Origin of the sequence: Streptomyces sp. NPDC050433, assembly GCF_044458565.1 — a bacterium.
Lineage (GTDB): Bacteria > Actinomycetota > Actinomycetes > Streptomycetales > Streptomycetaceae > Streptomyces.
The window spans coordinates 110,514-130,843 of sequence record NZ_JBITIB010000026.1; the positions used below are offsets into that span (position 1 = coordinate 110,514).

Genomic DNA, 20,330 nt, shown 5'->3' on the forward strand with positions numbered 1-20,330 from the left:
CTCCTCGGGAGCCGGTCGTGACCGCCCGACCGATGAGTCCTGCTGTCGCGGCCGGTCACCACTTGCGGAAGGGTCGTGAGCGTACCCCGCTCGCCGCCGTACAGGAGACTCCCGAAGGGACCGCGCAATGGCTCACAAGGAACCGACCAGCACCTGTCTGGACGCCCGCTACAGCGACCCGAGGGCCGTCGCGGACAGCTGGGCCGAGGCGGTGACCCGGCTGGCGCGGGCGGAGATCTTCTGGCTGTCGACGGTACGCCCCGACGGCCGCCCCCATGTGACCCCACTGCTCACGGTCTGGTGGCGGGACGCGCTGTACTTCTCCTCGGGCGAGCGGGAGCGGAAGGTCCTGAACCTCGCCGAGAACACCGAGGTCGTCCTCACCACCGGCACGAACGTGCTCAACGAGGGCCAGGACCTGGTGGTCGAGGGCGAGGCGGTCCGCGAGAGCGACGACGCGCGGCTGCGCGAACTCGCCGCCCTGTGGGAGCGGAAGTACGGCTCCGACTGGCACTTCGAGGTGAAGGACGGCGCGTTCACGGGGAAATGGGGCCCGGTCCCGGTGTTCGGGGTCGCACCTCGCACGGCTTTCGGCTTCGCGAAGGACCCGTACAGCCAGACGCGCTGGCAGTTCGGCTGACGGCTGACGTCCGGCCCTGTCATCTGCCGTACCCACCACGGGCGTTCACGGGGTACTGGGCGGGGGCCGGTCCATCTGGGGTGTCCTGGACACGTGGCCGTACCATGGGACATCGCCATGGACACGATCAGCATGTGGGAGTTCGTCGCGCTCGCCGCCGCGGCGGCGCTCGTCGGCTTCTCCAAAACGGCGGTGAGCGGGGCCAATACGGTCAGCCTCGCGGTGTTCGCCGCCGTGCTGCCCGCGCGTGAGTCGACCGGCGTCCTCCTGCCGATCCTGATCGTGGGCGACACGATCGCCGTCCTCACCTACCGCCGTCACGCCCACTGGCCGACCCTGTGGCGGCTGTTCCCGGCGGTCGCCGGGGGTGTGGTGGTCGGCACCGTGTTCATGCTGTGGGCCGACGACGGAGCCGTACGCGTCTCCATCGGCTCGATCCTGCTGCTGATGGCGGGCGTGACGATCTGGCGGCGCCGTTACGCGCCCGAGGAGGACACCCCGGAGGAGAGCGCGTCGCTCAAGGGCCGTGTCAAGGCGCGCTCCTACGGGGTGCTCGGCGGCTTCACGACGATGGTCGCCAACGCGGGCGGCCCCGTCATGTCGATGTATCTGCTGTCGGCCGGCTTCCGGAAGCTCGGCTTCCTGGGCACGTCCGCGTGGTTCTTCCTGATCGTCAACACCAGCAAGGTGCCCTTCAGCGTGGGCCTCGGTCTGATCGACCGCGACTCACTGCTGCTGGACGCGCTGCTGGTGCTATTCGTCCTGCCCGGTGCCGTCATCGGGAAGCTGTGCGTGGACCGTATCGACCAACGGGTCTTCGAGCGGCTGGTGATCGGCGCGACGGTGCTGGGCGGCCTCCAACTGCTGCTGCGCTGACGGCGGCTACAACACCGGGAGCAGCGCCTTCAGTTCGAAGGCGGTGACCTCGGAGCGGTACTCCTCCCATTCACGCTTCTTGTTGCGCAGGAAGAAGTCGAAGACGTGCTCGCCCAGCGTCTCCGCGACCAGTTCGCTGCGCTCCATGAGCGAGATCGCCTCGCCGAGGTTCTGCGGCAGCGGTTCGATGCCCATCGCGCGGCGTTCGGCGTCGGACAGGGCCCATACGTCGTCGTCGGCGCCCGCCGGGAGTTCGTAGCCCTCCTCGATGCCCTTGAGGCCGGCCGCGAGGAGTACCGCGTAGGTCAGATAGGGGTTCGCGCCGGAGTCGATGGAGCGGACCTCCACGCGCGCCGAGCCGGTCTTGCCGGGCTTGTACATCGGGACGCGGATCAGGGCGGAACGGTTGTTGTGGCCCCAGCAGATGTACGAGGGGGCCTCGCCGCCCGAGCCGGCGATGCGGGTCGAGCCGCCCCAGATGCGCTTGTAGGAGTTGACCCACTGGTTGGTGACGGCCGAGATCTCCGCGGCGTGCTTGAGCAGTCCGGCGATGAAGGACCGGCCGACCTTGGAGAGCTGGTACTCGGCGCCCGACTCGTAGAACGCGTTGCGGTCTCCCTCGAAGAGGGAGAGGTGGGTGTGCATGCCGGAGCCGGGGTACTCGCTGAACGGCTTCGGCATGAAGGACGCGTGGACGCCCTGCTCCAGCGCGACCTGCTTCATGACCAGGCGGAAGGTCATGACGTTGTCGGCGGTGGAGAGCGCGTCGGCGTACCGAAGGTCGATCTCCTGCTGGCCGGGGGCGCCCTCGTGGTGGCTGAACTCCACGGAGATGCCCATGGATTCGAGCATGGTGATCGCCTGGCGGCGGAAGTCCATGCCGACGTTCTGCGGGGTGTGGTCGAAGTAGCCGGAGCTGTCCGCGGGGGTGGGACGCGTGCCGTCGACCGGCTTGTCCTTCAGGAGGAAGAACTCGATCTCGGGGTGGGTGTAGAAGGTGAAGCCGAGGTCCGAGGTCCTGGCGAGCATCCTCTTCAGGACGTAGCGCGGATCCGCGAAGGACGGCGATCCGTCGGGCATCAGGATGTCGCAGAACATCCGCGCGGTGCCGGGCGCCTCCGCGCGCCACGGCAGGATCTGGAAGGTCCCCGGATCGGGCTTGGCGATCATGTCGGACTCGTAGACCCGCGCGAAGCCCTCGATCGCCGAGCCGTCGAAGCCGATGCCCTCGTCGAATGCCTGTTCAAGCTCGGCGGGGGCGACGGCGACCGACTTGAGGAAGCCGAGCACATCGGTGAACCACAGGCGTACGAAGCGGATGTCGCGTTCCTCAAGGGTCCGGAGCACGAATTCCTGCTGCTTGTCCATGTCTGCTGTCCTACCCATCCTTGCCGGTCAGGCCGCCTGCTCCCACGCTGCCGAGTACACACCGGGGCACCCGAGCATGACACCACAGGATTTCCGGAAGGTTGCACACCGGCGTACTAAAGCATTGTCGGACACGCGACGCCTGCCGCGCGCGTCCGGGTGCCTCGGCGCCCGGCGCGGACCGGCGGACCGGGGGACATCGACGGCCGGCGCTCAGGCCTGGTGGGCGATCTGGATCAGATTGCCGCACGTGTCGTCGAACACGGCCACCGTCACCGGGCCCATCTCGACCGGCTCCTGCGTGAAGCGCACGCCCAGAGCCCGAAGGCGTGCGAACTCGGCGTGCACGTCGTCGACGGCGAAGGAGGTGTACGGGATGCCGTCGGCCACGAGCGCTTCCCTGAAGGGCTTCACGGCGGGGTGTCCGGACGGTTCGAGCAGCAGCTCGGTGCCGTCGGGCTCGGCCGGGGACACGACGGTGAGCCAGCTGTCCTCGCCCACGGGGACGTCGTGCTTCTTCAGGAAGCCGAGCACCTCCGTGTAGAAGCGCAGCGCCTCGGCCTGGTTGTCGACGAAAACGCTGGAAAGGTGGATCTTCATGGGGTGCCTCCTGGTTGCTCGGACGGGCGCCGGGGCGTCAGCCAGCGGTCGGTGAGATGCTCCAGCGGCCCGGTGTCGATGTGGTGGAACTTGTAGCGGCCGTCGCGGCGGGTCTCGACGAGGCCGGCGGCTTCGAGGAGGGCCAGATGCTGCGAGACGCCCTGCCGGGACGTGCTGAGCCCGTGCTTCGTCAGCAGCCGTCCGCAGATCTCGAACAGTGTCTGGCCGTCGCGTTCGGCCAGCTCGTCGAGGATCGTGCGGCGGGTGTGGTCGGCCAGGGCCTTGAACACATCATCGGACACGACTCCATTATAGGCAAGCATTTCCTTGCCTATTGGTCGAACACCCTTCCGCCTTCTCAGTGAAGCGGCGCCGCGGTGTCCGACCAGCCCAGCGGGTACGGCTCCCCGTCGTCCCCCGGCATGGGCCGCTCCCCGCCCGCCTCCGTGAACGCCGTGAGGGCGTCCACCAGCGCCGTACGCTGCTCCGGGGCCAGCCGCTCGACGATCGCCGTGATCTCACGCCTGCGGGCCGCCGAGACGTCCGCCACGAGCGTGCGGCCCTCGTCCGTGAGCCGCAGCGTGGTCTCGCGGCGGTTGCCGGGGTTGATACCGCGCTCGGCCAGCCCCGCCGTGATGAGCCGGTCCACCATCCGCATCGCGGTGGAGGGGTTCACCCCGAGCCGTTCGGCGAGGGACACCAGGTTGTCGCCGCCGTGCGCGGAGAGGACTTTCAGAAGCCGGAACTGGGGCAGGGTGACCCGGTCCTCGACGGTGGCCAGCGAGCGGACGGACAGGGTGACGAGCAGCCGCGAGGCGATCAGCACCGCCCGCGTCACGGCATCGACGTCGGTCTCGCGCGGCGCGGGTTCAGGAGGGTCGTCGGTCATGCCTCTTTGTACCGTGCCGGAGCCGCCGCGGACCCACCCGGTACCGCCGTCCGTACACCGTCCGCAGCGCCGCGCGGCACCGCCCCCACAGCCACGTTCCGGACTCGTTCCCCCTGCGCACTCCTGCTCGGCCACCTGTACGGACTACGATCTGCGCCCATGGGGGGACGACGGCACATACGCGACGCACGTCCCACGGCCTTGCTCAGCGCCGTGGCGACGCTGCTCGCCGCGCTCTTCGTCTGTCTGGCCCCCGTCGACACGCACCATCCGCCGTCACCGTCCTCGCCGCCGGCGGCGGCAGCGACGTCGCATACGGCGAGCACCGGCATCACCCTCCGTACGGATGCCGAGGGCACAACCGCGCGGGCCGCCTCGGCGCCCGAGTACACCTGCCCGTACGACCGGGGCGGTTGCCGCTTCATCCCGCACCTCACTCCGGCCGTACTCACCGCGCCGCACCCCGCCGACCCTCTCGGCACCGACCACGTGAGTCCCGCACGCCTCGCACTCCCGCCCGGCACCGGCCAGGTGCTCCGCTCCGGAACGCTTCCCCGCGCGCCGGATCTCCACGTCCTTCAAGTACTGCGGACGTAGCCGGGCCCGCGCCCCCACCGGGTTCCCGTACCTCCCCCACCCCCGTTCCGCAGGTTTTCGAGAAGGACGAAAAAGACACCATGGCTTCCAAGACCCAGAGCAGCGAGCGCAAGGCCCGAATAGAGCAGATGCGCCGCGCCGAGCGCGCGCGCGAGCGCCGCAACCGCATCATCACGATCACGGCGAGCGCGGTCGTGGTCGCGGCGCTCGTCGCTTTCGGCGCGTTCGTGCTCAACAAAGAGTCCGAGGACAAGAAGAAGGAGGAGCAGGCCGCCGCCCAGCCCGTCAAGGGCGAGAAGTCCTGGGACGCCAAGAAGCTGGGCCGTGACCATGTCGCGGAGGAGGTCGACTACCCGCAGACGCCTCCGGTCGGCGGCAACCACAACCAGGCCTGGATGAACTGCGCCGGCGACGTCTACAAGGACGCCATCCCCAACGTGAACGCGGTGCACTCGCTGGAGCACGGCGCGGTCTGGGTCACGTACAACGACAAGGCGTCCGAGGACGACGTGAAGACGCTCGGCGAGACCGTGGGCAAGACGCAGTACTCGATGCTGAGCCCCGTGAAGGAGCAGGCCGGGACCATCATGCTGACCGCGTGGGGCAAGCAGGTCGCCGTCGACAGCGCGAAGGACCCGCGTGTGGACCAGTTCCTGGCGAAGTACGTGCAGGGCCCGCAGACGCCTGAGCCCGGCGCGGCGTGCACGGGCGGAATGGGCGCCCAGTGACCCGCACGAACTGGGCAGCCATCACCGCGGTCGTCCTGGCCCTGCTGTTCGCGGGGGCGGCCACCGTCGCCTCCGCCGGGCGCGACGACTCGCCCCGTGCGACGGCCACCCCCACGGCCGACTCCGCCGAGGCGGGCTTCGCGCGTGACATGGCGGTCCATCACCAGCAGGCGGTGGAGATGTCGTTCCTCGTGCGCGACAGCACGGACGACGAGGAGGTGCGCCGACTCGCGTACGACATCGCCAACACCCAGGCGAACCAGCGCGGCATGCTGCTGGGCTGGCTGGACATGTGGAAGCTGCCGAAGATCTCCACGGACCAGGAGCCGATGGCCTGGATGGCCAAGGACGGCGACCACGCGGGGATGGACAACATGGAGGGCATGGAGGGCATGGATCACGGCGGCCACGAGGTCCGTGACGGCTCGCTGATGCCCGGCATGGCGACCAAGACGGAGCTGGAGGCCCTGCGGTCCGCCAAGGGCGAGAAGGCGGAGATCCTGTACCTCCAGCTGATGACCGACCACCACAAGGGCGGCGTCACGATGGCACAGGGCTGCGCCGAGTTGTGCGAGGTCGACACCGAACGGGCCCTGGCCGAGGGCATGGTGACAGCCCAGCAGTCCGAACTGGACCTGATGGCAGACCTCTTGAAGGCGCGGGGCGCGAAGCCGCGCGGCTGACCTGTCGATGTCGAAGGTGTGGCACACGTCGCCCCCGCTCGCGGAGTCACCGCGGGCGGGGGCGGCGCCGTTCAGGCGGTACGCGCGCCCGACGCCGCGGTCCAGGTGATCATCGGCGGGGTGACGGCCGCGCACAGCGGCACGCGCCGCAGTCCGCGCCCGGCAGGGCGTGACCCAGAATCCGCAAGGTCAGCCGTGCCATGCCTCTCACCTCTCCTTTCACCCGTTCGGGTGATAGCGGTCGCGTACACCCGTTCGGCCGCATGACGATGGGGACGCTCGGGGGCGTACGCCATTCAGGAGGGACGGAACCCCATGACCACCGCGAAAGACATCATGAACCCCGGCGCCGACTGGATCCCCTCGCACGAGACCCTGGACCGGGCCGCGCAGATCATGCGTGACCTGGGCGTCGGAGCCCTGCCCATCGCGGACGACGACGAACGGCTGACGGGCATCCTGACCGACCGCGACATCGTCATCGGCTGCGTGGCGATGGGCCATGACCCGGCGCAGGTCACCGCGGGCGAGATGGCCCACGGCACCCCGCGCTGGATCGACTCGGGCGCGGGCGTGGACGACGTGCTCCAGGAGATGCAGGAGCACCAGATCCGCCGGCTGCCGGTGATCGAGAACAAGCGCATGGTCGGCATGATCAGCGAGTCGGACCTGGCGCGGCAGCTGACCGAGACGCAGGTCGCCGGGTGGGCGGAGCGGGTCTACGCGCCCGCCTGAGCCACCGGCACCGGCCCGGTGCGGGTAGCTGGGCCGCCACCGTCGGTGGCGGCCCACACGGGCTCCAGGTGCGCTTCGCAGGCGACCCACACCCCCTTCGTACGCGCGCCGATCCCACTCCCTGCCCGATACCCGCCCCACCACCCCATCGCGTCAGAAAGACGATTACAGTGGACGTGTGCCTCAACTACGTCTCGCTCTGAATCAGATCGACTCGACCGTCGGCGATCTCGCCGGAAACGCCGAGGCGATCGTCCACTGGACCCGGCACTCCGCCGAACAGGGCGCGCATCTCGTCGCGTTCCCCGAGATGGTGCTGACCGGCTACCCCGTCGAGGATCTGGCCCTGCGGTCGTCCTTCGTCGAGGCGTCCCGCGAGGCGCTGCGCGCACTCGCCGCGCGGCTCGCCGCCGAGGGCTTCGGCGAACTGCCTGTCGTCGTGGGCTATCTCGACCGGTCCGAGGGGGAACGGCCGCGGATCGGCCGGCCGGCCGGCTCCCCGCAGAACGCCGCCGCCGTGCTTCACCGGGGCGCGGTGGCACTCACCTTCGCCAAGCACCACCTGCCCAACTACGGCGTCTTCGACGAGTTCCGGTACTTCGTGCCCGGCGACACCATGCCCGTCGTCCGGGTGCGCGGCGTCGACGTCGCGCTCGCGATCTGCGAGGACCTGTGGCAGGACGGCGGCCGGGTCCCGGCCACCCGGTCCGCCGGGGCCGGCCTGCTGCTCTCCATCAACGCCTCGCCGTACGAGCAGGCCAAGGACGACACCCGCCTCGAACTCGTACGCAAGCGCGCCCAGGAGGCCGGCTGCACCACCGCGTACCTCGCGATGATCGGCGGCCAGGACGAGTTGGTCTTCGACGGCGACTCGATCGTCGTCGACCGGGACGGCGAAGTCGTGGCGCGCGCACCGCAGTTCTCCGAGGGCTGTGTGGTCCTGGACCTCGAACTGCCCGCCGCTGCCGCCGAACCGCCGGGCGGCACCGTGGACGACGGTCTGCGTATCGACCACGTCGTCCTCTCCGAGGACCCCGTCCCCGCCTACGAGCCGGAGCTGTCCGGCGGTTACGCGGACCGGCTGGACGACGACGAGGAGGTCTACTCGGCCCTGGTGGTGGGCCTGCGGGCGTACGCCGCGAAGAACGGCTTCAGGTCCGTCCTGATCGGCCTCTCCGGCGGCATCGACTCCGCCCTCGTCGCCGCGATCGCGTGCGACGCGCTCGGCGCCGAGAACGTGTACGGCGTCTCGATGCCGTCCAAGTACTCGTCGGACCACTCCCGCGACGACGCGGCCGAACTGGCGCGCCGTACGGGGCTGAACTTCCGCACCGTCCCCATCGAGTCGATGTTCGACGCGTACATGAACGCGCTCGACCTGACCGGACTCGCGGAGGAGAACCTCCAGTCGCGGCTGCGCGGCACGCTGCTGATGGCCCTGTCCAACCAGGAGGGCCAGATCGTGCTCGCGCCGGGCAACAAGTCCGAGCTGGCGGTGGGGTATTCGACGCTGTACGGCGACTCCGTCGGCGCGTACGGCCCGATCAAGGACGTCTACAAGACGGCGGTCTTCCGGCTGGCCCGCTGGCGCAACCGCGCCGCCGTGGAGCGTGGCCGGACCCCGCCGATCCCGGAGAACTCGATCGCCAAGCCGCCGAGCGCCGAACTGCGCCCCGGCCAGGTCGACACGGACTCGCTGCCGGACTACGACGTGCTGGACCGGCTGCTGGCGATGTACGTCGACCGCGACCAGGGCAAGGACGCGATCATCGCGGCGGGCTTCGACCCCGAGACGGTGGCGAGGACGCTGCGCATGGTGGACACGGCGGAGTACAAGCGGCGGCAGTATCCGCCGGGCACCAAGATCTCCGCGAAGGGCTTCGGCAAGGACCGGCGGCTGCCGATCACCAACCGCTGGCGGGAGTCGCCGACCGCCTGAACACGCGGACCGGGGCTGAGGGCTGAGGGCTCAGAGTTCGATGCGGGCGGCGATCGGCAGATGGTCGCTGCCCGTGCGGGGCAGTGTCCATGACGACTTCGGCTCGACGTCCTTGACCATGATCTGGTCGATCCGCGCCATCGGGAACGCCGCCGGCCAGCTGAAGCCGTAGCCGTCGCCGGCCGCGCCCTGGGTGGAACGCAGCTGCGACGTCACGGCGTTCAGGGAGCGGTCGTTCATCGTGCCGTTGAGGTCGCCGAGCAGCACGATCCGCTTGATCTCCTCGTCCGCGATCGCCTCGCCGAGCGCGTCGGCGCTGTCGTCGCGCTGGTTGGCGGTGAAGCCGGCGTGCAGCTTCACGCGTACGGACGGCAGGTGTGCCACGTAGACGGCGACCTCGCCCTGCGGCGTCGTCACCGTGGAGCGCATCGCGCGGGTCCAGCCCATCCGGATGTCGACGGGGCGGCTGCCGGTCATCGGGTACTTGCTCCACAGCCCCACCGTGCCCTGCACCGAGTGGTACTTGTACGTCCCGGCCAGCGCCTTCTCGTACGTGGGAACCGCCGACACCTTCAGCTCCTCCAGCGCCACGACGTCCGCGCCGGACTCCACGATCTCGCGCGCGGTTCCCTCCGGATCGGGATTCTCCGCGTTGACGTTGTGCGTGGCGACCGTCAGATCGCCGCCGGGGCCCGACTTGCCGATGAGCAGGCCGCCGAAGAGATTGGCCCAGACGACGGTGGGCAGCAGCAGCGCGATCAGCGCGGTGGCGGAGCGCCGGACCAGCGCGGCCACGAGAATCACGGGGACGAGAAGCCCCAGCCACGGCAGGAAGGTCTCCATGAGACTGCCCAAGTTGCCGATGCGGTTGGGGATCTGGGCGTGCAGGATCATCACGAGCGCCGTCAGGACGGCGAGCGCGGCGAGAACGAGACCGCGCCGCCAGATGCCGCGGTCACCGCGCCAGCGGTCGACCAGGGTCCGGAACCGGCTCGTGGGAGGGTCGTTGTCCTCGGCGCCGTCCACTCGGGACTCAGCCGTGTACTCCTGCGTCATTCCGCTGCCCTCACTGCCTTGCCGTGCACGCCCGCCATCGACCCTAGGTGATGACGGGCGCTTTCCCTGCCGTCCCCCGACGGCCGTACGGGCTCAAGGACGAGTGACGAGGGGCGACGGGTTCCGGGGACGAGGGGTTGCCGGGCGGCTGTGACGGAACGCGCAAGAGCGGCGCGGAGGTGCGGCGGCCGGTCAGCCCTCGGTGTCCTGGGCCGTTTTCCCCGTCGTTTGCCCCGTCGTTTCTCCCGTGGCGTCCCCGATCGTGTCCCTGGGGCGCAGGCCTTCGAGCACCGCGCGGACGATGCGCTCGGCGAGGTCGTCGTCCAGCGGCGCGTCCTTGCGGTGGATGGAGCGCAGGAGCATGGGTCCGACGAACAGTTCCTCGATCAGCTCCGCGTCGATGTCGGCGCGGAGTTCACCTGCGGCGACGGCCCGGCGGACCGCCGCCGTGACCGCGGCGCGGCGGGGCTCCATCACTGTGTTCTGGTAGGCGCCCCACAGCTTCGGGTGGCTTTTCATCTGCGCGAAGACGTTGTGCAGCAGAGCCGAGTTGCGCTGGGCGAGACCGCGGCGCCTCATCGACTCCAGGGAGACGAGGATGTCGGAGAGCCCCGAGGTGCCCGACAGGGCGGGCTCGGGCGGCTCGATATGGCGCAGGACGTCGACGAACAGCTCCTCCTTGCCGCTCCAGCGCCGGTAGATGGTGGCCTTGCCGACGCCCGCGGTCCGTGCGATGCGCTCAATGGAGAGCCCGGCCAGCGGGGTGCCCTCCTCAAGAAGCTCCACCACGGCCTGGAGGATGGCGCGTTCGGCCGCCTCGCTGCGCGGGCGACCGCGCCTGGGCTCTCGCCCCTCGACCTGTTCCTGCCCTCGCAATGCCTCACCTTTCGCCCTGCCCCCACCCGCCGTACGCCCCGCACAACCCGCCGATTCTCGCCGACGGCGGGGCGTGCGGTCGACCGGCCGCCGGCTCAGTCGTGTACGGCGGAGGCGGGAGACGCGGGCGCCTCGGCTCGCCGCTTCGGTACGGGCTGCTCCGGCGCCGTACGGCCCGGCATGAAGAGGGCCACCACGGCGGCGCCGATCAGCGCGACACCGGCGGAGCCGAGCGCGGTGACATGCATCGCGCTCAGGAAGGCGTCGTGCGCGGAAGCGATCAACGGGGCGCCGGCGGGGCCGAGTTTGTCGGCGACGGCCATGGTCGCCTCGATGGACTCCCCCGCCGTGTCACGCGCGGCTGCCGGGACGGCGCCGAGGTGACCCTCGATCTCGCCGCGGTAGGTCGTGGAGAGCAGTGAGCCGAGTACGGCGACGCCGAGCGCCCCGCCGACCTGGCGGAAGGTGTTGTTGACGGCCGATCCCGAGCCGGCCTTCTCGCGCGGCAGGGCCTGCATGACGGCGACGGTCACCGGCGGCATGATGTGGGCCATTCCGGCGCCCTGGACGAAGAAGACGACGCACAGCACCCATACGGGTGTGGTGGCGTCGAACAGGGCGAAGGCGGCGAGACCGGCGGCGACGAGCAGCATGCCGCCGGTGCAGACCGCGCGAGCGCCCAACCGGTCGACGACCAGCCGGGCGCGCGGCGCGAACACCATCTGTGCCAGGGCGAGCGGCACGATCAGCAGGCCCGAGTCGAGCGCACTGTATCCGCGCACGCTCTGGAGGTAGAAGGCCGAGAAGAACGTCACACCCATCAGGGCGAAGAAGACCAGGGCGATGGCGGCGACGGCGGCGGAGAAAGCCGGTTTCTTGAAGTAGGACATGTCGATCGAGGGATGGTCGCTGCGCTTCTCGTGCACGACGAACGCGGCAAGGACGGCCACACCGCCGGCGATCGAGGCCAGCACGAGGGCGTCGGTGAAGTCGGCCAGCTCGCCCGCGCGGATGATCCCGTACACGAGCAGGACGAGGCCGACGATCGAGAGCAGCACTCCCACCGGGTCGACACGGCCCGGCTTCGGGTCCTTGGAGTCCGGCACCAGGAACCACATGGCGATCAGGGCGACGACCACCACGGGGACGTTGATCAGGAAGATCGAGCCCCACCAGAAGTGTTCGAGCAGTACGCCGCCGGTGATCGGCCCGACGGCGATGCCGAGTCCGACGCTGCCCGCCCATATGCCGATGGCCTTGGGCTGCTCCTCACGCTCGAAGACGTTCATCAGGACGGCGAGCGTGGCCGGCATCACAAAGGCGGCGCCGAAGCCCATCAGCGCCCGGTACGCGACGAGTTCACCGGGCGATCCGGACATCGCGGCCAGTGCGGAGCCGATGCCGAAGACGGCGATGCCGAACAGCAGCACCTTCTTGCGGCCGACCCGGTCGCCGAGCAGACCGGAGGTGAACAGCAAGCCTGCGAAGACCAGGGTGTAGGAGTTGATCGCCCACTCCAGCTCGCTCTGGGTGGCGCCGATCCCGACGGGCTCCGGGCTGGCGATCGTCTTGACCGCGACGTTCAGGATCGAGTTGTCGAGGACGACGATGAGCAGGCTGAACATGAGGACGCCGAGGATGGCCCAACGGCGCCGGTGAACGGCTTCGGGCACACGAGGCGCCGCCTCGTGGACGCCTGAGGGTGACGATGAGGATCTGGGCATGACGGTGAGCCTAGGCCCATTTCAATACGAGACCGTCTCGTATTGTAAATTCTTTACCCGGCGGACCGGCGAGAGCGGAGCAGCCCCACTTCCCGTCGACGGGCCATCGATGCCACCATGGAGACGGTCCGGGGACGCCGTCAGGGCGCCTCGAGATGACGAAGGAGCCGTAAGCCATGACGTCCGAGGCTGCGCAGAACACCTCCGGCGACACCAAGTCGCTGTACGGCGGGACCAGCGCCCGTACCCGCCGTGTCACCGTCCATGACATCGCCGCCGCGAAGCGACGGGGCGAGAAGTGGCCCATGCTCACCGCCTACGACGCGATGACCGCGTCCGTCTTCGACGAGGCCGGCATCCCGGTCATGCTCGTCGGCGACTCGATGGGCAATGTGCACCTCGGCTACGAGACGACCGTGCCGGTCACCCTCGACGAGATGACGATGCTGTCCGCGGCCGTCGTACGGGGCACCAAGCGCGCCCTCGTCGTCGGCGACCTGCCCTTCGGCTCGTACCAGGAGGGCCCCGTCCAGGCCCTGCGCAGCGCCACGCGGCTGGTGAAGGACGCCGGGGTCGGCGCGGTCAAGCTGGAGGGCGGGGAGCGCTCGCTGCCGCAGACGGAGCTGCTCGTCCAGTCCGGTATCCCGGTCATGTCGCACCTCGGCCTGACGCCGCAGTCCGTGAACACCCTGGGCTACCGGGTGCAGGGCCGTGGCGACGAGGCCGCGCACCGGCTGCTGCACGACGCCAAGTCGGCGCAGGCGGCAGGGGCGTTCGCGGTGGTGCTGGAGCTGGTGCCCGCCGAGGTCGCCGCCGAGGTCACCCGGTCGCTGGACATCCCGACCATCGGCATCGGCGCCGGTCCGGACACCGACGCGCAGGTGCTCGTCTACACCGACATGGTGGGTCTCACGGGCGGCAAGGTGCCGCGCTTCACCAAGCAGTACGCGAACCTCCGTCAGACCCTCGGCGACGCCGCGAAGGCGTTCGCGGACGAGGTCGCAGGAGGAACGTTCCCGCAGGAGGAGCACACCTTCCACTAGCCCCACCACAGAAGCCACTGCCGCACCAGAAGACAGCCCGCCGACATCCCCCATCGGCGGGCTGTCGGCGTTCCGCGTGACGAGGGGGTTGTCGATCAGGCCGGAGGACCCGTGGCCGCCGCGTCGACGGGCTGTCGGCCGGGTGTCGGCCTGCTGTCGGTCGCTTGTCGGTCCGTTGTCAGTGGCGGCTGCCAGGATCGACGGCATGACGCGAAACGACACAATCCCTGCCGACGGCACCACGGCCGTCACGGTACGGGGCCTGGTCAAGCACTACGGTGCGACCAAGGCGCTGGACGGCGTGGACCTGGACGTGCGGGAAGGCACGGTCCTCGGTGTCCTCGGCCCCAACGGCGCGGGCAAGACCACCCTCGTACGCTGCCTGTCCACCCTGATCCTGCCCGACGCCGGCACGGCCGTCGTCGCCGGCTTCGACGTGGTGAAGCAGCCGCGGCAGCTCCGCCGCACCATCGGCCTCACCGGGCAGTACGCCTCGGTCGACGAGAAGCTCTCCGGCTGGGAGAACCTGTACATGATCGGGCGGCTGCTCGATCTCCCCCGTACGGCCGCCCGCAAGCGGGCCGACGAGCTGCTGGAGCGGTTCTCGCTCACCGAGGCGGCGAAGAAGCCGGTGCGCCAGTACTCCGGCGGTATGCGCAGGCGGCTGGACCTCGCGGCGTCGATGATCGGACAGCCCGCGGTGCTCTATCTGGACGAGCCGACGACGGGCCTCGACCCCCGCACCCGGAACGAGGTGTGGGCCGAGGTCAAGCGGATGGTCGCCGACGGCGTCACCGTCCTGCTCACCACGCAGTACATGGAAGAGGCCGAACAGCTCGCGAGCGAGCTGACCGTCATCGACCGCGGCCGGGTCGTCGCGGGCGGCCAGGTGGACGAGCTGAAGGCGAAGGTCGGCGGCCGGACCCTGGAGATCCGCCCGAGCGACCCCGGCCGACTGCCGGAGATGGCACAGGCGTTGAGCGAGACGGGACTGGACGGCATCGCGGGGTCGCAGATCCACGACGGGATGCTGATCGTGCCGATACTCGCCGACGAGCAACTGACCGCCGTCATCGGTCTGTTGGGCGTGCGCGGTTTCGACATCGCGCACATCGGCACCCATCTGCCCAGCCTGGACGAGGTGTTCCTGGCGATCACGGGCGAGAAGTCGAGCGAACAGCCCGTGGACACGAACGACGACGCGCAGCTGAAGGGGGTCGCGGCATGAGCACGGCGACAACGACGAAGGTGACGGAGCCCATGGAGCCCGTGCCGTCCCCCCGGACCGGACAATCGGTCCGGGCCGCCGCCGGCGACGGCCGGATCGGTCTGCGGGCCAATCTGCGGCACATCGGCGCCCTCGCGCGCCGCAACGCCCTCCAGATCAAGCAGGACCCGGAGTCGATGTTCGACGTCCTGCTGATGCCGATCGTCTTCACGCTGCTCTTCGTCTTCGTCTTCGGCGGGGCCGTCGCGGGCAAGGGCAACCAGTCCGAGTACGTCAGCTATCTGGTCCCCGGCCTGATGGCGATGATGGGGCTCAACGTCTCGATGGCCGTGGGCAGCGGGATCAACGAGGACTTCCAGAAGGGGGTCATGGACCGGTTCCGTACGATGCCGATCGCCCGGTCGTCGGTCCTCATCGCGAAGATAGTGGTCGAGGTCGGCCGGATGATGGTCGCCTTCGCGATCCTGCTGATCGTGGGCTTCGTGCTCGGCATGTCGATCGAGACCTCGCCGCTCCACGTGCTGGGCGCGATCGGGCTGTCGCTGCTTTTCGGCGCCTCGTTGATGTGGATCTTCATCCTGATCGGTCTGACCGTGAAGACGGCGCAGGCGGTGCAGGGTGTGGGATTCCTGGTGCTGATGCCGCTCCAGTTCGGCTCCTCGATCTTCACGCCGCCGTCGACGATGCCGGGCTGGCTCCAGACCTTCACGGACTACAACCCGCTGTCGAATCTGGCCGACGCGGCGCGCGGGCTGTTCATCGGCGGACCCGTCGCACACGACCTGTGGATGACGCTGGCCTGGTCGGCGGTGATCACGCTGGTGACGGCGCCGGTCGCGGTGGCCAGGTTCCGCAAGAAGACCTGAGCAAGCCGGGGACCCGGTCAGGCACCGGCGATGGCGAAGGCCTCGTCGAGGGTGAGCGCGCGGCCCTCGGCGAGCGCCTTCTCATAGGCGTCCCCGTCCAGCCCCCCGGCGCGGACGGCCGCCTCGGCCGCCTCCCGGCTCTCGCGCTCCTGGGAGGCGACGTAGTGGCCCCGAGGCAGCTGCGTCTCGTACGCGCCCAGCAGCCGCGCTCCTTCCCGTACCCGCTCCGCGCCGCCGAGTCCGGCCAGCGACCAGCCCGCGGTCATCAGATGGACCGCCGGCATCTGCGGGGCGACCAGCCGCGACATCGGATCGCGCGTGTGCTCCAGCGCCTTCCGCGACTCGTCGAGCCCTTCCGCGTACCGGCCGTCGAGATTGTCCAGCCAGCCGAGCAGACCGCAGACGAAGCCTTCGAAGATGGCCAGGTTGGAGTGTTTGAAATCCTGGCGCAACTCGGCGAGTTCGCCGCGTCCCTCGGCGGCGCGCCCGCTGCGGCCGAGCCAGATCGCCAGATAGATCCGGGCGGCCGGCTCCGCCTCGTAGTCGCGCCCCCGGTCCTTGCGGGCAAGGATCTCGCGCAGCATCGACTCGGCCCGCTGCCCCTCCCCCGTCTCCATCATCACGCCCGACAGGCGCGTGCGCAGGAGCGAGACCTGCGCCTCGGCGCCGAGCAGCCGGGCGTTGTCGATGGCGGCGTGGAAGTCGGCGGCGGAGAGGGCGAACTGACCGTTGCGTTCGTACGCCTCGGCGCGGGCCGACAGTGCCTCCGCGGCGCCCCACGCGTCGCCGAGCCGGGTGAAGATCTCCAGACTCTCGTCGGCGTCCCGGCCCGCGTCGCCGACCCACTCGGTGCGGTTGGCGAGGATGTTGGCCCGCATCTGGAGGGCCGCCGCCAGCTCCCACTCGTAGCCGAAGTCCCGGCACGCCTGGACCCGCGCTTCAAGGAGTTCACGGAGCCGGCCGGGCTGCCCCGTCAGGATGACCGTGAAGAACCAGAGCGAGCCGGGCGTACGGCAGGTCTGCGGCAGACCGGGCCGGTAGACCTCGCCGACGCGGCGCAGCCAGGCCACGGCATCGGGCGTGGTCCACGGGTCCAACTCGTGGTTCATGCTGGCCAGATGGATCATCCGGACCCCGCGGCGCGCCTCCAGCAGTTGCTCGGGCGGCATCGGCGGCGGCGCGTCCGTGCACCGTTCGTGCAGCGGCGGGGCGGGGACCACCGGCGGGTCGAAGGGGTCGGGGCCCATGTCGGCCACGGCCCGTGACCAGTGCCGGGCATCGGCGCGCAGATCGCGGATCTGCCAGAACCAGGCGAGGGAGTACACCAGACAGAGCGCCTCGTGCTCGTCGCCGGTCGCGACGGCGTGCCGCAGCGCGGTGCGCAGGTTCTCGTAGTCGAGTGTGATCCGGGTGATCCAGTGGAGCTGCTCCGGACCGCGCAGCTTCGGGTCGGCGTGCCGGGCCAGTTCGCGGAAGTGCACGAGATGGCGGCGCTCGGCAGCGGCGCGGTCACCGGACTCGTCGAGCCGTTCGCCCGCGTACTCAAGGACGGTCTCCAGCAGCCGGTAGCGCATCGCGCCGTCCGGGGCGGGGGTGGCGACCACGAGCGACTTGTCGACAAGGGAACCGAGCACGTCGAGCGCGTCGGGCCCGCACACCGCCTCGGCGGCGGCGAGGTCGCAGCCGCCCGCGAAGACGGACAGGGCGCCCAGCGCGGTCCGTTCGGCGGAGTCGAGCAGGTCCCAGGACCAGTCCACGACGGCGCGCAGCGTCTGTTGCCGGGGCAGTACGGTGCGGCTGCCGCTGCCCGCGCCGAGCAGCCGGAAGCGGTCGTCCAGGCGGTCGGCGATCTGCCGGGGGGTGAGCATCCGCAGCCGGGCGGCGGCCAGTTCGATGGCGAGCGGCAGTCCGTCGAGCCTGCGGCAGATCTCCTCGGCGGCGGCCGGGTCGTCCTCCGTACGGAAGCCGGGCCGGGCGGCGGCGCCGCGGTCGGCGAGCAGCCGCAGCGCCATCGGTTCCGGCAGCGGGCCGACGGGGCGTACGACCTCGCCGGGCACGCCGAGCGGTTCCCGGCTGGTGGCGAGGACGGTCACGCCGGGACAGCGGGCCAGCAACTCCTCGGCCAGCCGGGCGGCGGCGTCCACGACATGCTCGCAGTTGTCGAGCAGGAGCAGCATGCGGCGGCGCGAGCAGTGCTCGACGAGCCGTACGAGGGGGTCGTTGGCACCTGGATCGACGGCCCGCAGCCCCTCGGCCCCGGCACCGCGCAACACGGTCTCGCGCGCCCCGAGCGCGACGAGCACGGCCTCGGGCACGGTCTCCGGATCGTCCACGGGCGCCAACTCCGCGAGCCACACCCCGTCGCCCCACCCGCCGGGGTCAACGGCGGCGACCTCCTGCGACAACCGCGTCTTCCCGGCCCCACCGGCCCCGAGCAACGTGACGAGCCGCGCGTCCCGCAGATCCTCCCGAAGATCGACAAGCTCCCCTTCCCGCCCGACAAAGCTGGTGATCCGGGCGCGGAGGTTGCCGGGCGGCGGGCCAGCGGGCGCGCCACCGCCACCGGGTCGGGGGTCGTGCCCGCCGGTGTCCGGCGGGGCCGCCCCGACGACGTGGCCGCCGCCGGCAGCGTCGTACGGCGCGCGGCCACCAGTCCCCGCCCCCGCGCGACCGCCCCCCGGCGACGCCCCGTTCGTGGAGCCCGGCCGGGGCGGCAGGGGCAGGCGGCGGTAGTGGGCGTCCGGGTTGAGCAACTCCTTGTGCAGCGTACGCAGTTCCGGGCCCGGGTCCATGCCCAGGCGGGTCGCCAGGTCGCGGCGGATGTCGTCGTACGTCGACAGGGCCTCCGCCGTGCGGCCCACCGCGCGCAGCGCGCGGATGCGCAGCGCCTGGAGCGGTTCGTCGATCGGGTGCTCGTCGCAGAGCGCCGCCAGCTCGGGCAGCGCCTCCTCCGCGTGGCCCAGGGCGAGCGCCGCCGTGAGCCGTGCCCGGCGGGCGCCCAGCCGGCGGGACTCCCAGCGCGCCGACTCGGCCCTGCGGTCGGGCAGGTCGGAGAGCGCGGGGCCGTGCCACAGCCCCAGCGCCTCGTCCAGCAGGTCGGCGGCCCGCTCGGGGTCTCCGCCGTCCAGGGCCCTGGCGCCCTCCCCCGTAAGCCGCTCGAAGCGGTACAGGTCCACGTCCTCCGGGTCGGCGCACAGCCGGTACCCGCCGCCGTCCGAGACCACGGCCTCCGCCCCGAGCGCCCGGCGGAGCCGGCTGACCAGGGCCTGGAGCGCGCCCGCCGCGTCCGCCGGTACGTCGCCGTCCCAGACCTCGTCGACGAGCGTGGCCGACGGGACGGTCCGGCCGGGCCGCAGCGCCAGCACGGTCAGCAGCGCGCGCAGCCTGGCCCCGCCGACGGCATACGGTGTGCCGTCGGCGCGCAGTGCCCGTGTGGGGCCGAGAAGCCGGTAGCGCACCCCACCATTGTCCGGCACGGCCGTCCGGTCGGCCGCCCGCTCCCCCCGGAACTCATTCCCGCGCGCGAGACGTTTCCGCCGTGTCGGCTGTACGGTCAGGCACTCCCCGCCGCCCACACCCTTCAGGAGCCGTGAATGACCACCGCACCCTCCCGTCGCGACCGGCGGATCAGTCCCGTCTTCCTCGGGATCGCCGCCGTCATGGCGGCCACGGGGTGGGCCGTGTGGACGGACTTCGCGACGGACGCCCGTATCGCCGTCTTCCTCTTCGTCACGTCGGCGTGGGTGGTCTCACTCTGTCTGCACGAGTACGCGCACGCCCGCACCGCCCTGCACAGCGGCGACATCACCATCGGCGCCAAGGGCTACTTGACGCTCAACCCCCTCAAGTACACGCACGCGTTGCTGAGCATCGTGCTCCCCGTGATCTTCGTCATCATGGGCGGCATCGGTCTGCCTGGTGGCGCGGTCTTCATCGAACGAAGCCGTATCCGGGGCCGGTGGCGGCACAGCCTGATCTCGGCGGCGGGCCCGCTGACGAACGTCCTGTTCGCGCTGGTCTGCACGGCGCCGTTCTGGCTGGGGCTGCTCGACGGCGTGCCGGTCGTCTTCCGCTTCGCGCTCGCGTTCCTCGCGCTGCTCCAGGTGACAGCCGCGATCCTCAACTTCCTTCCGGTGCCGGGACTTGACGGTTACGGCGTGATCGAGCCGTGGCTGTCGCGCAAGTTCCGCGCACAGGTGGAACCGTTCGCGCCGTTCGGACTGATCGCGGTCTTCGGCGTCCTGTTCATCCCCGAGGTGAACATCGCGTTCTTCAACGGGATCGACGCGATCCTGAGCGGCCTCGGCATCACCGATCTCGAAACGTACTGCGGCCAGAACTTCTACCGCTTCTGGACGACCCGCGACGATCTGTGCCAGTCGTTCGCCGGCTAGATGAATGAGTCCAAGGGTTCGCCTGCGGACATGGCGCGAGGGCGCCCATGGTCAGTGTGTGAAGACAGACCTGGACACCCTCGCAACG

At 70.5% G+C, this 20,330-nt stretch carries 19 protein-coding genes; 11 read left to right on the forward strand and 8 right to left on the reverse strand.

Annotated elements, in window-relative coordinates; translation table 11 throughout:
- Positions 1 to 127: 127 nt before the first annotated feature.
- Positions 128 to 640, forward strand: coding sequence for a pyridoxamine 5'-phosphate oxidase family protein (locus ACIBLA_RS28155; RefSeq protein ID WP_363243509.1), 513 nt, complete (start codon positions 128 to 130; stop codon positions 638 to 640).
- 117 nt (positions 641 to 757) lie between these two features.
- Entirely contained in the window at positions 758 to 1,516 is a 759-nt protein-coding gene (locus tag ACIBLA_RS28160) for a sulfite exporter TauE/SafE family protein (RefSeq protein ID WP_363243508.1), read from the forward strand.
- A gap of 6 nt (positions 1,517 to 1,522) precedes the next feature.
- On the opposite strand, the gene glnA is transcribed toward ACIBLA_RS28160, so the two are convergent.
- The 4 genes from glnA to ACIBLA_RS28180 form a co-directional block, all read right to left on the reverse strand.
- Positions 1,523 to 2,884 carry a type I glutamate--ammonia ligase gene (glnA, locus tag ACIBLA_RS28165; protein WP_363243507.1) on the reverse strand — a complete coding sequence of 454 codons (1,362 nt, stop codon included), beginning with the start codon at positions 2,882 to 2,884 and terminating at the stop codon, positions 1,523 to 1,525.
- Between the two features lie 213 nt (positions 2,885 to 3,097).
- Positions 3,098 to 3,484 carry a VOC family protein gene (locus tag ACIBLA_RS28170; protein WP_399200253.1) on the reverse strand — a complete coding sequence of 129 codons (387 nt, stop codon included), beginning with the start codon at positions 3,482 to 3,484 and terminating at the stop codon, positions 3,098 to 3,100.
- A complete protein-coding gene (locus ACIBLA_RS28175) occupies positions 3,481 to 3,786 on the reverse strand; it encodes an ArsR/SmtB family transcription factor (RefSeq protein ID WP_399200254.1) in 306 nt (101 codons plus the stop codon). Before ACIBLA_RS28175 ends, ACIBLA_RS28170 begins: the two co-directional genes overlap by 4 nt.
- Before the next feature lie 56 nt (positions 3,787 to 3,842).
- Complete coding sequence (locus ACIBLA_RS28180; RefSeq protein ID WP_363243504.1) at positions 3,843 to 4,373, reverse strand: MarR family transcriptional regulator; 531 nt, start codon at positions 4,371 to 4,373, stop codon at positions 3,843 to 3,845.
- Positions 4,374 to 4,532: 159 nt separating this feature from the next.
- On the opposite strand from ACIBLA_RS28180, the gene ACIBLA_RS28185 reads away from it, so the two are divergent.
- The 5 genes from ACIBLA_RS28185 (at position 4,533) to ACIBLA_RS28205 (ending at position 9,055) form a co-directional block, all read left to right on the forward strand.
- Positions 4,533 to 4,970, forward strand: coding sequence for a hypothetical protein (locus ACIBLA_RS28185; protein ID WP_399200255.1), 438 nt, complete (start codon positions 4,533 to 4,535; stop codon positions 4,968 to 4,970).
- Positions 4,971 to 5,050: 80 nt separating this feature from the next.
- Complete coding sequence (locus tag ACIBLA_RS28190) at positions 5,051 to 5,698, forward strand: DUF3105 domain-containing protein (protein WP_363243502.1); 648 nt, start codon at positions 5,051 to 5,053, stop codon at positions 5,696 to 5,698.
- Entirely contained in the window at positions 5,695 to 6,381 is a 687-nt protein-coding gene (locus ACIBLA_RS28195; RefSeq protein WP_363243501.1) for a DUF305 domain-containing protein, read from the forward strand. The genes ACIBLA_RS28190 and ACIBLA_RS28195 overlap by 4 nt, the downstream gene beginning before the upstream one ends.
- Before the next feature lie 315 nt (positions 6,382 to 6,696).
- Complete coding sequence (locus tag ACIBLA_RS28200; RefSeq protein ID WP_363243500.1) at positions 6,697 to 7,116, forward strand: CBS domain-containing protein; 420 nt, start codon at positions 6,697 to 6,699, stop codon at positions 7,114 to 7,116.
- 178 nt (positions 7,117 to 7,294) lie between these two features.
- Positions 7,295 to 9,055, forward strand: coding sequence for an NAD+ synthase (locus tag ACIBLA_RS28205; RefSeq protein ID WP_399200256.1), 1,761 nt, complete (start codon positions 7,295 to 7,297; stop codon positions 9,053 to 9,055).
- Positions 9,056 to 9,085: 30 nt separating this feature from the next.
- Here ACIBLA_RS28205 and ACIBLA_RS28210 read toward each other — a convergent pair whose 3' ends face one another.
- From ACIBLA_RS28210 to ACIBLA_RS28220, 3 genes are all read right to left on the reverse strand, one after another.
- A complete protein-coding gene (locus ACIBLA_RS28210) occupies positions 9,086 to 10,111 on the reverse strand; it encodes an endonuclease/exonuclease/phosphatase family protein (protein WP_399200257.1) in 1,026 nt (341 codons plus the stop codon).
- A gap of 192 nt (positions 10,112 to 10,303) precedes the next feature.
- The gene (locus tag ACIBLA_RS28215; RefSeq protein ID WP_399200258.1) at positions 10,304 to 10,987 is read right to left on the reverse strand and encodes a TetR/AcrR family transcriptional regulator; all 684 of its coding nucleotides are present in this window, start codon (positions 10,985 to 10,987) and stop codon (positions 10,304 to 10,306) included.
- A gap of 95 nt (positions 10,988 to 11,082) precedes the next feature.
- Positions 11,083 to 12,711 (reverse strand): DHA2 family efflux MFS transporter permease subunit, encoded by a 1,629-nt coding sequence (locus ACIBLA_RS28220; protein WP_399200259.1) that lies wholly within the window; start codon positions 12,709 to 12,711, stop codon positions 11,083 to 11,085.
- 176 nt (positions 12,712 to 12,887) lie between these two features.
- Here ACIBLA_RS28220 and panB point away from each other — a divergent pair, with 176 nt between their 5' ends.
- The 3 genes from panB to ACIBLA_RS28235 all read left to right on the forward strand — a co-directional run bounded on the left by panB (position 12,888) and on the right by ACIBLA_RS28235 (position 15,848).
- Positions 12,888 to 13,754: a 3-methyl-2-oxobutanoate hydroxymethyltransferase gene (gene panB / locus ACIBLA_RS28225; RefSeq protein ID WP_363243494.1), complete on the forward strand. Its 867-nt coding sequence runs from the start codon at positions 12,888 to 12,890 to the stop codon at positions 13,752 to 13,754.
- 205 nt (positions 13,755 to 13,959) lie between these two features.
- Complete coding sequence (locus tag ACIBLA_RS28230; protein ID WP_399200260.1) at positions 13,960 to 14,982, forward strand: ATP-binding cassette domain-containing protein; 1,023 nt, start codon at positions 13,960 to 13,962, stop codon at positions 14,980 to 14,982.
- Complete coding sequence (locus ACIBLA_RS28235; protein WP_399200262.1) at positions 14,979 to 15,848, forward strand: ABC transporter permease; 870 nt, start codon at positions 14,979 to 14,981, stop codon at positions 15,846 to 15,848. The genes ACIBLA_RS28230 and ACIBLA_RS28235 overlap by 4 nt, the downstream gene beginning before the upstream one ends.
- A gap of 17 nt (positions 15,849 to 15,865) precedes the next feature.
- Here the strand turns inward: ACIBLA_RS28235 and ACIBLA_RS28240 are convergent, their stop codons facing one another.
- On the reverse strand, positions 15,866 to 19,306 hold the full coding sequence (locus tag ACIBLA_RS28240; RefSeq protein WP_399200263.1) for an AfsR/SARP family transcriptional regulator: 3,441 nt from the start codon (positions 19,304 to 19,306) through the stop codon (positions 15,866 to 15,868).
- 135 nt (positions 19,307 to 19,441) lie between these two features.
- Here ACIBLA_RS28240 and ACIBLA_RS28245 point away from each other — a divergent pair, with 135 nt between their 5' ends.
- Positions 19,442 to 20,242, forward strand: a complete 801-nt coding sequence (locus ACIBLA_RS28245; RefSeq protein ID WP_363243491.1) for a site-2 protease family protein — start codon at positions 19,442 to 19,444, stop codon at positions 20,240 to 20,242.
- Positions 20,243 to 20,330: the final 88 nt, after the last annotated feature.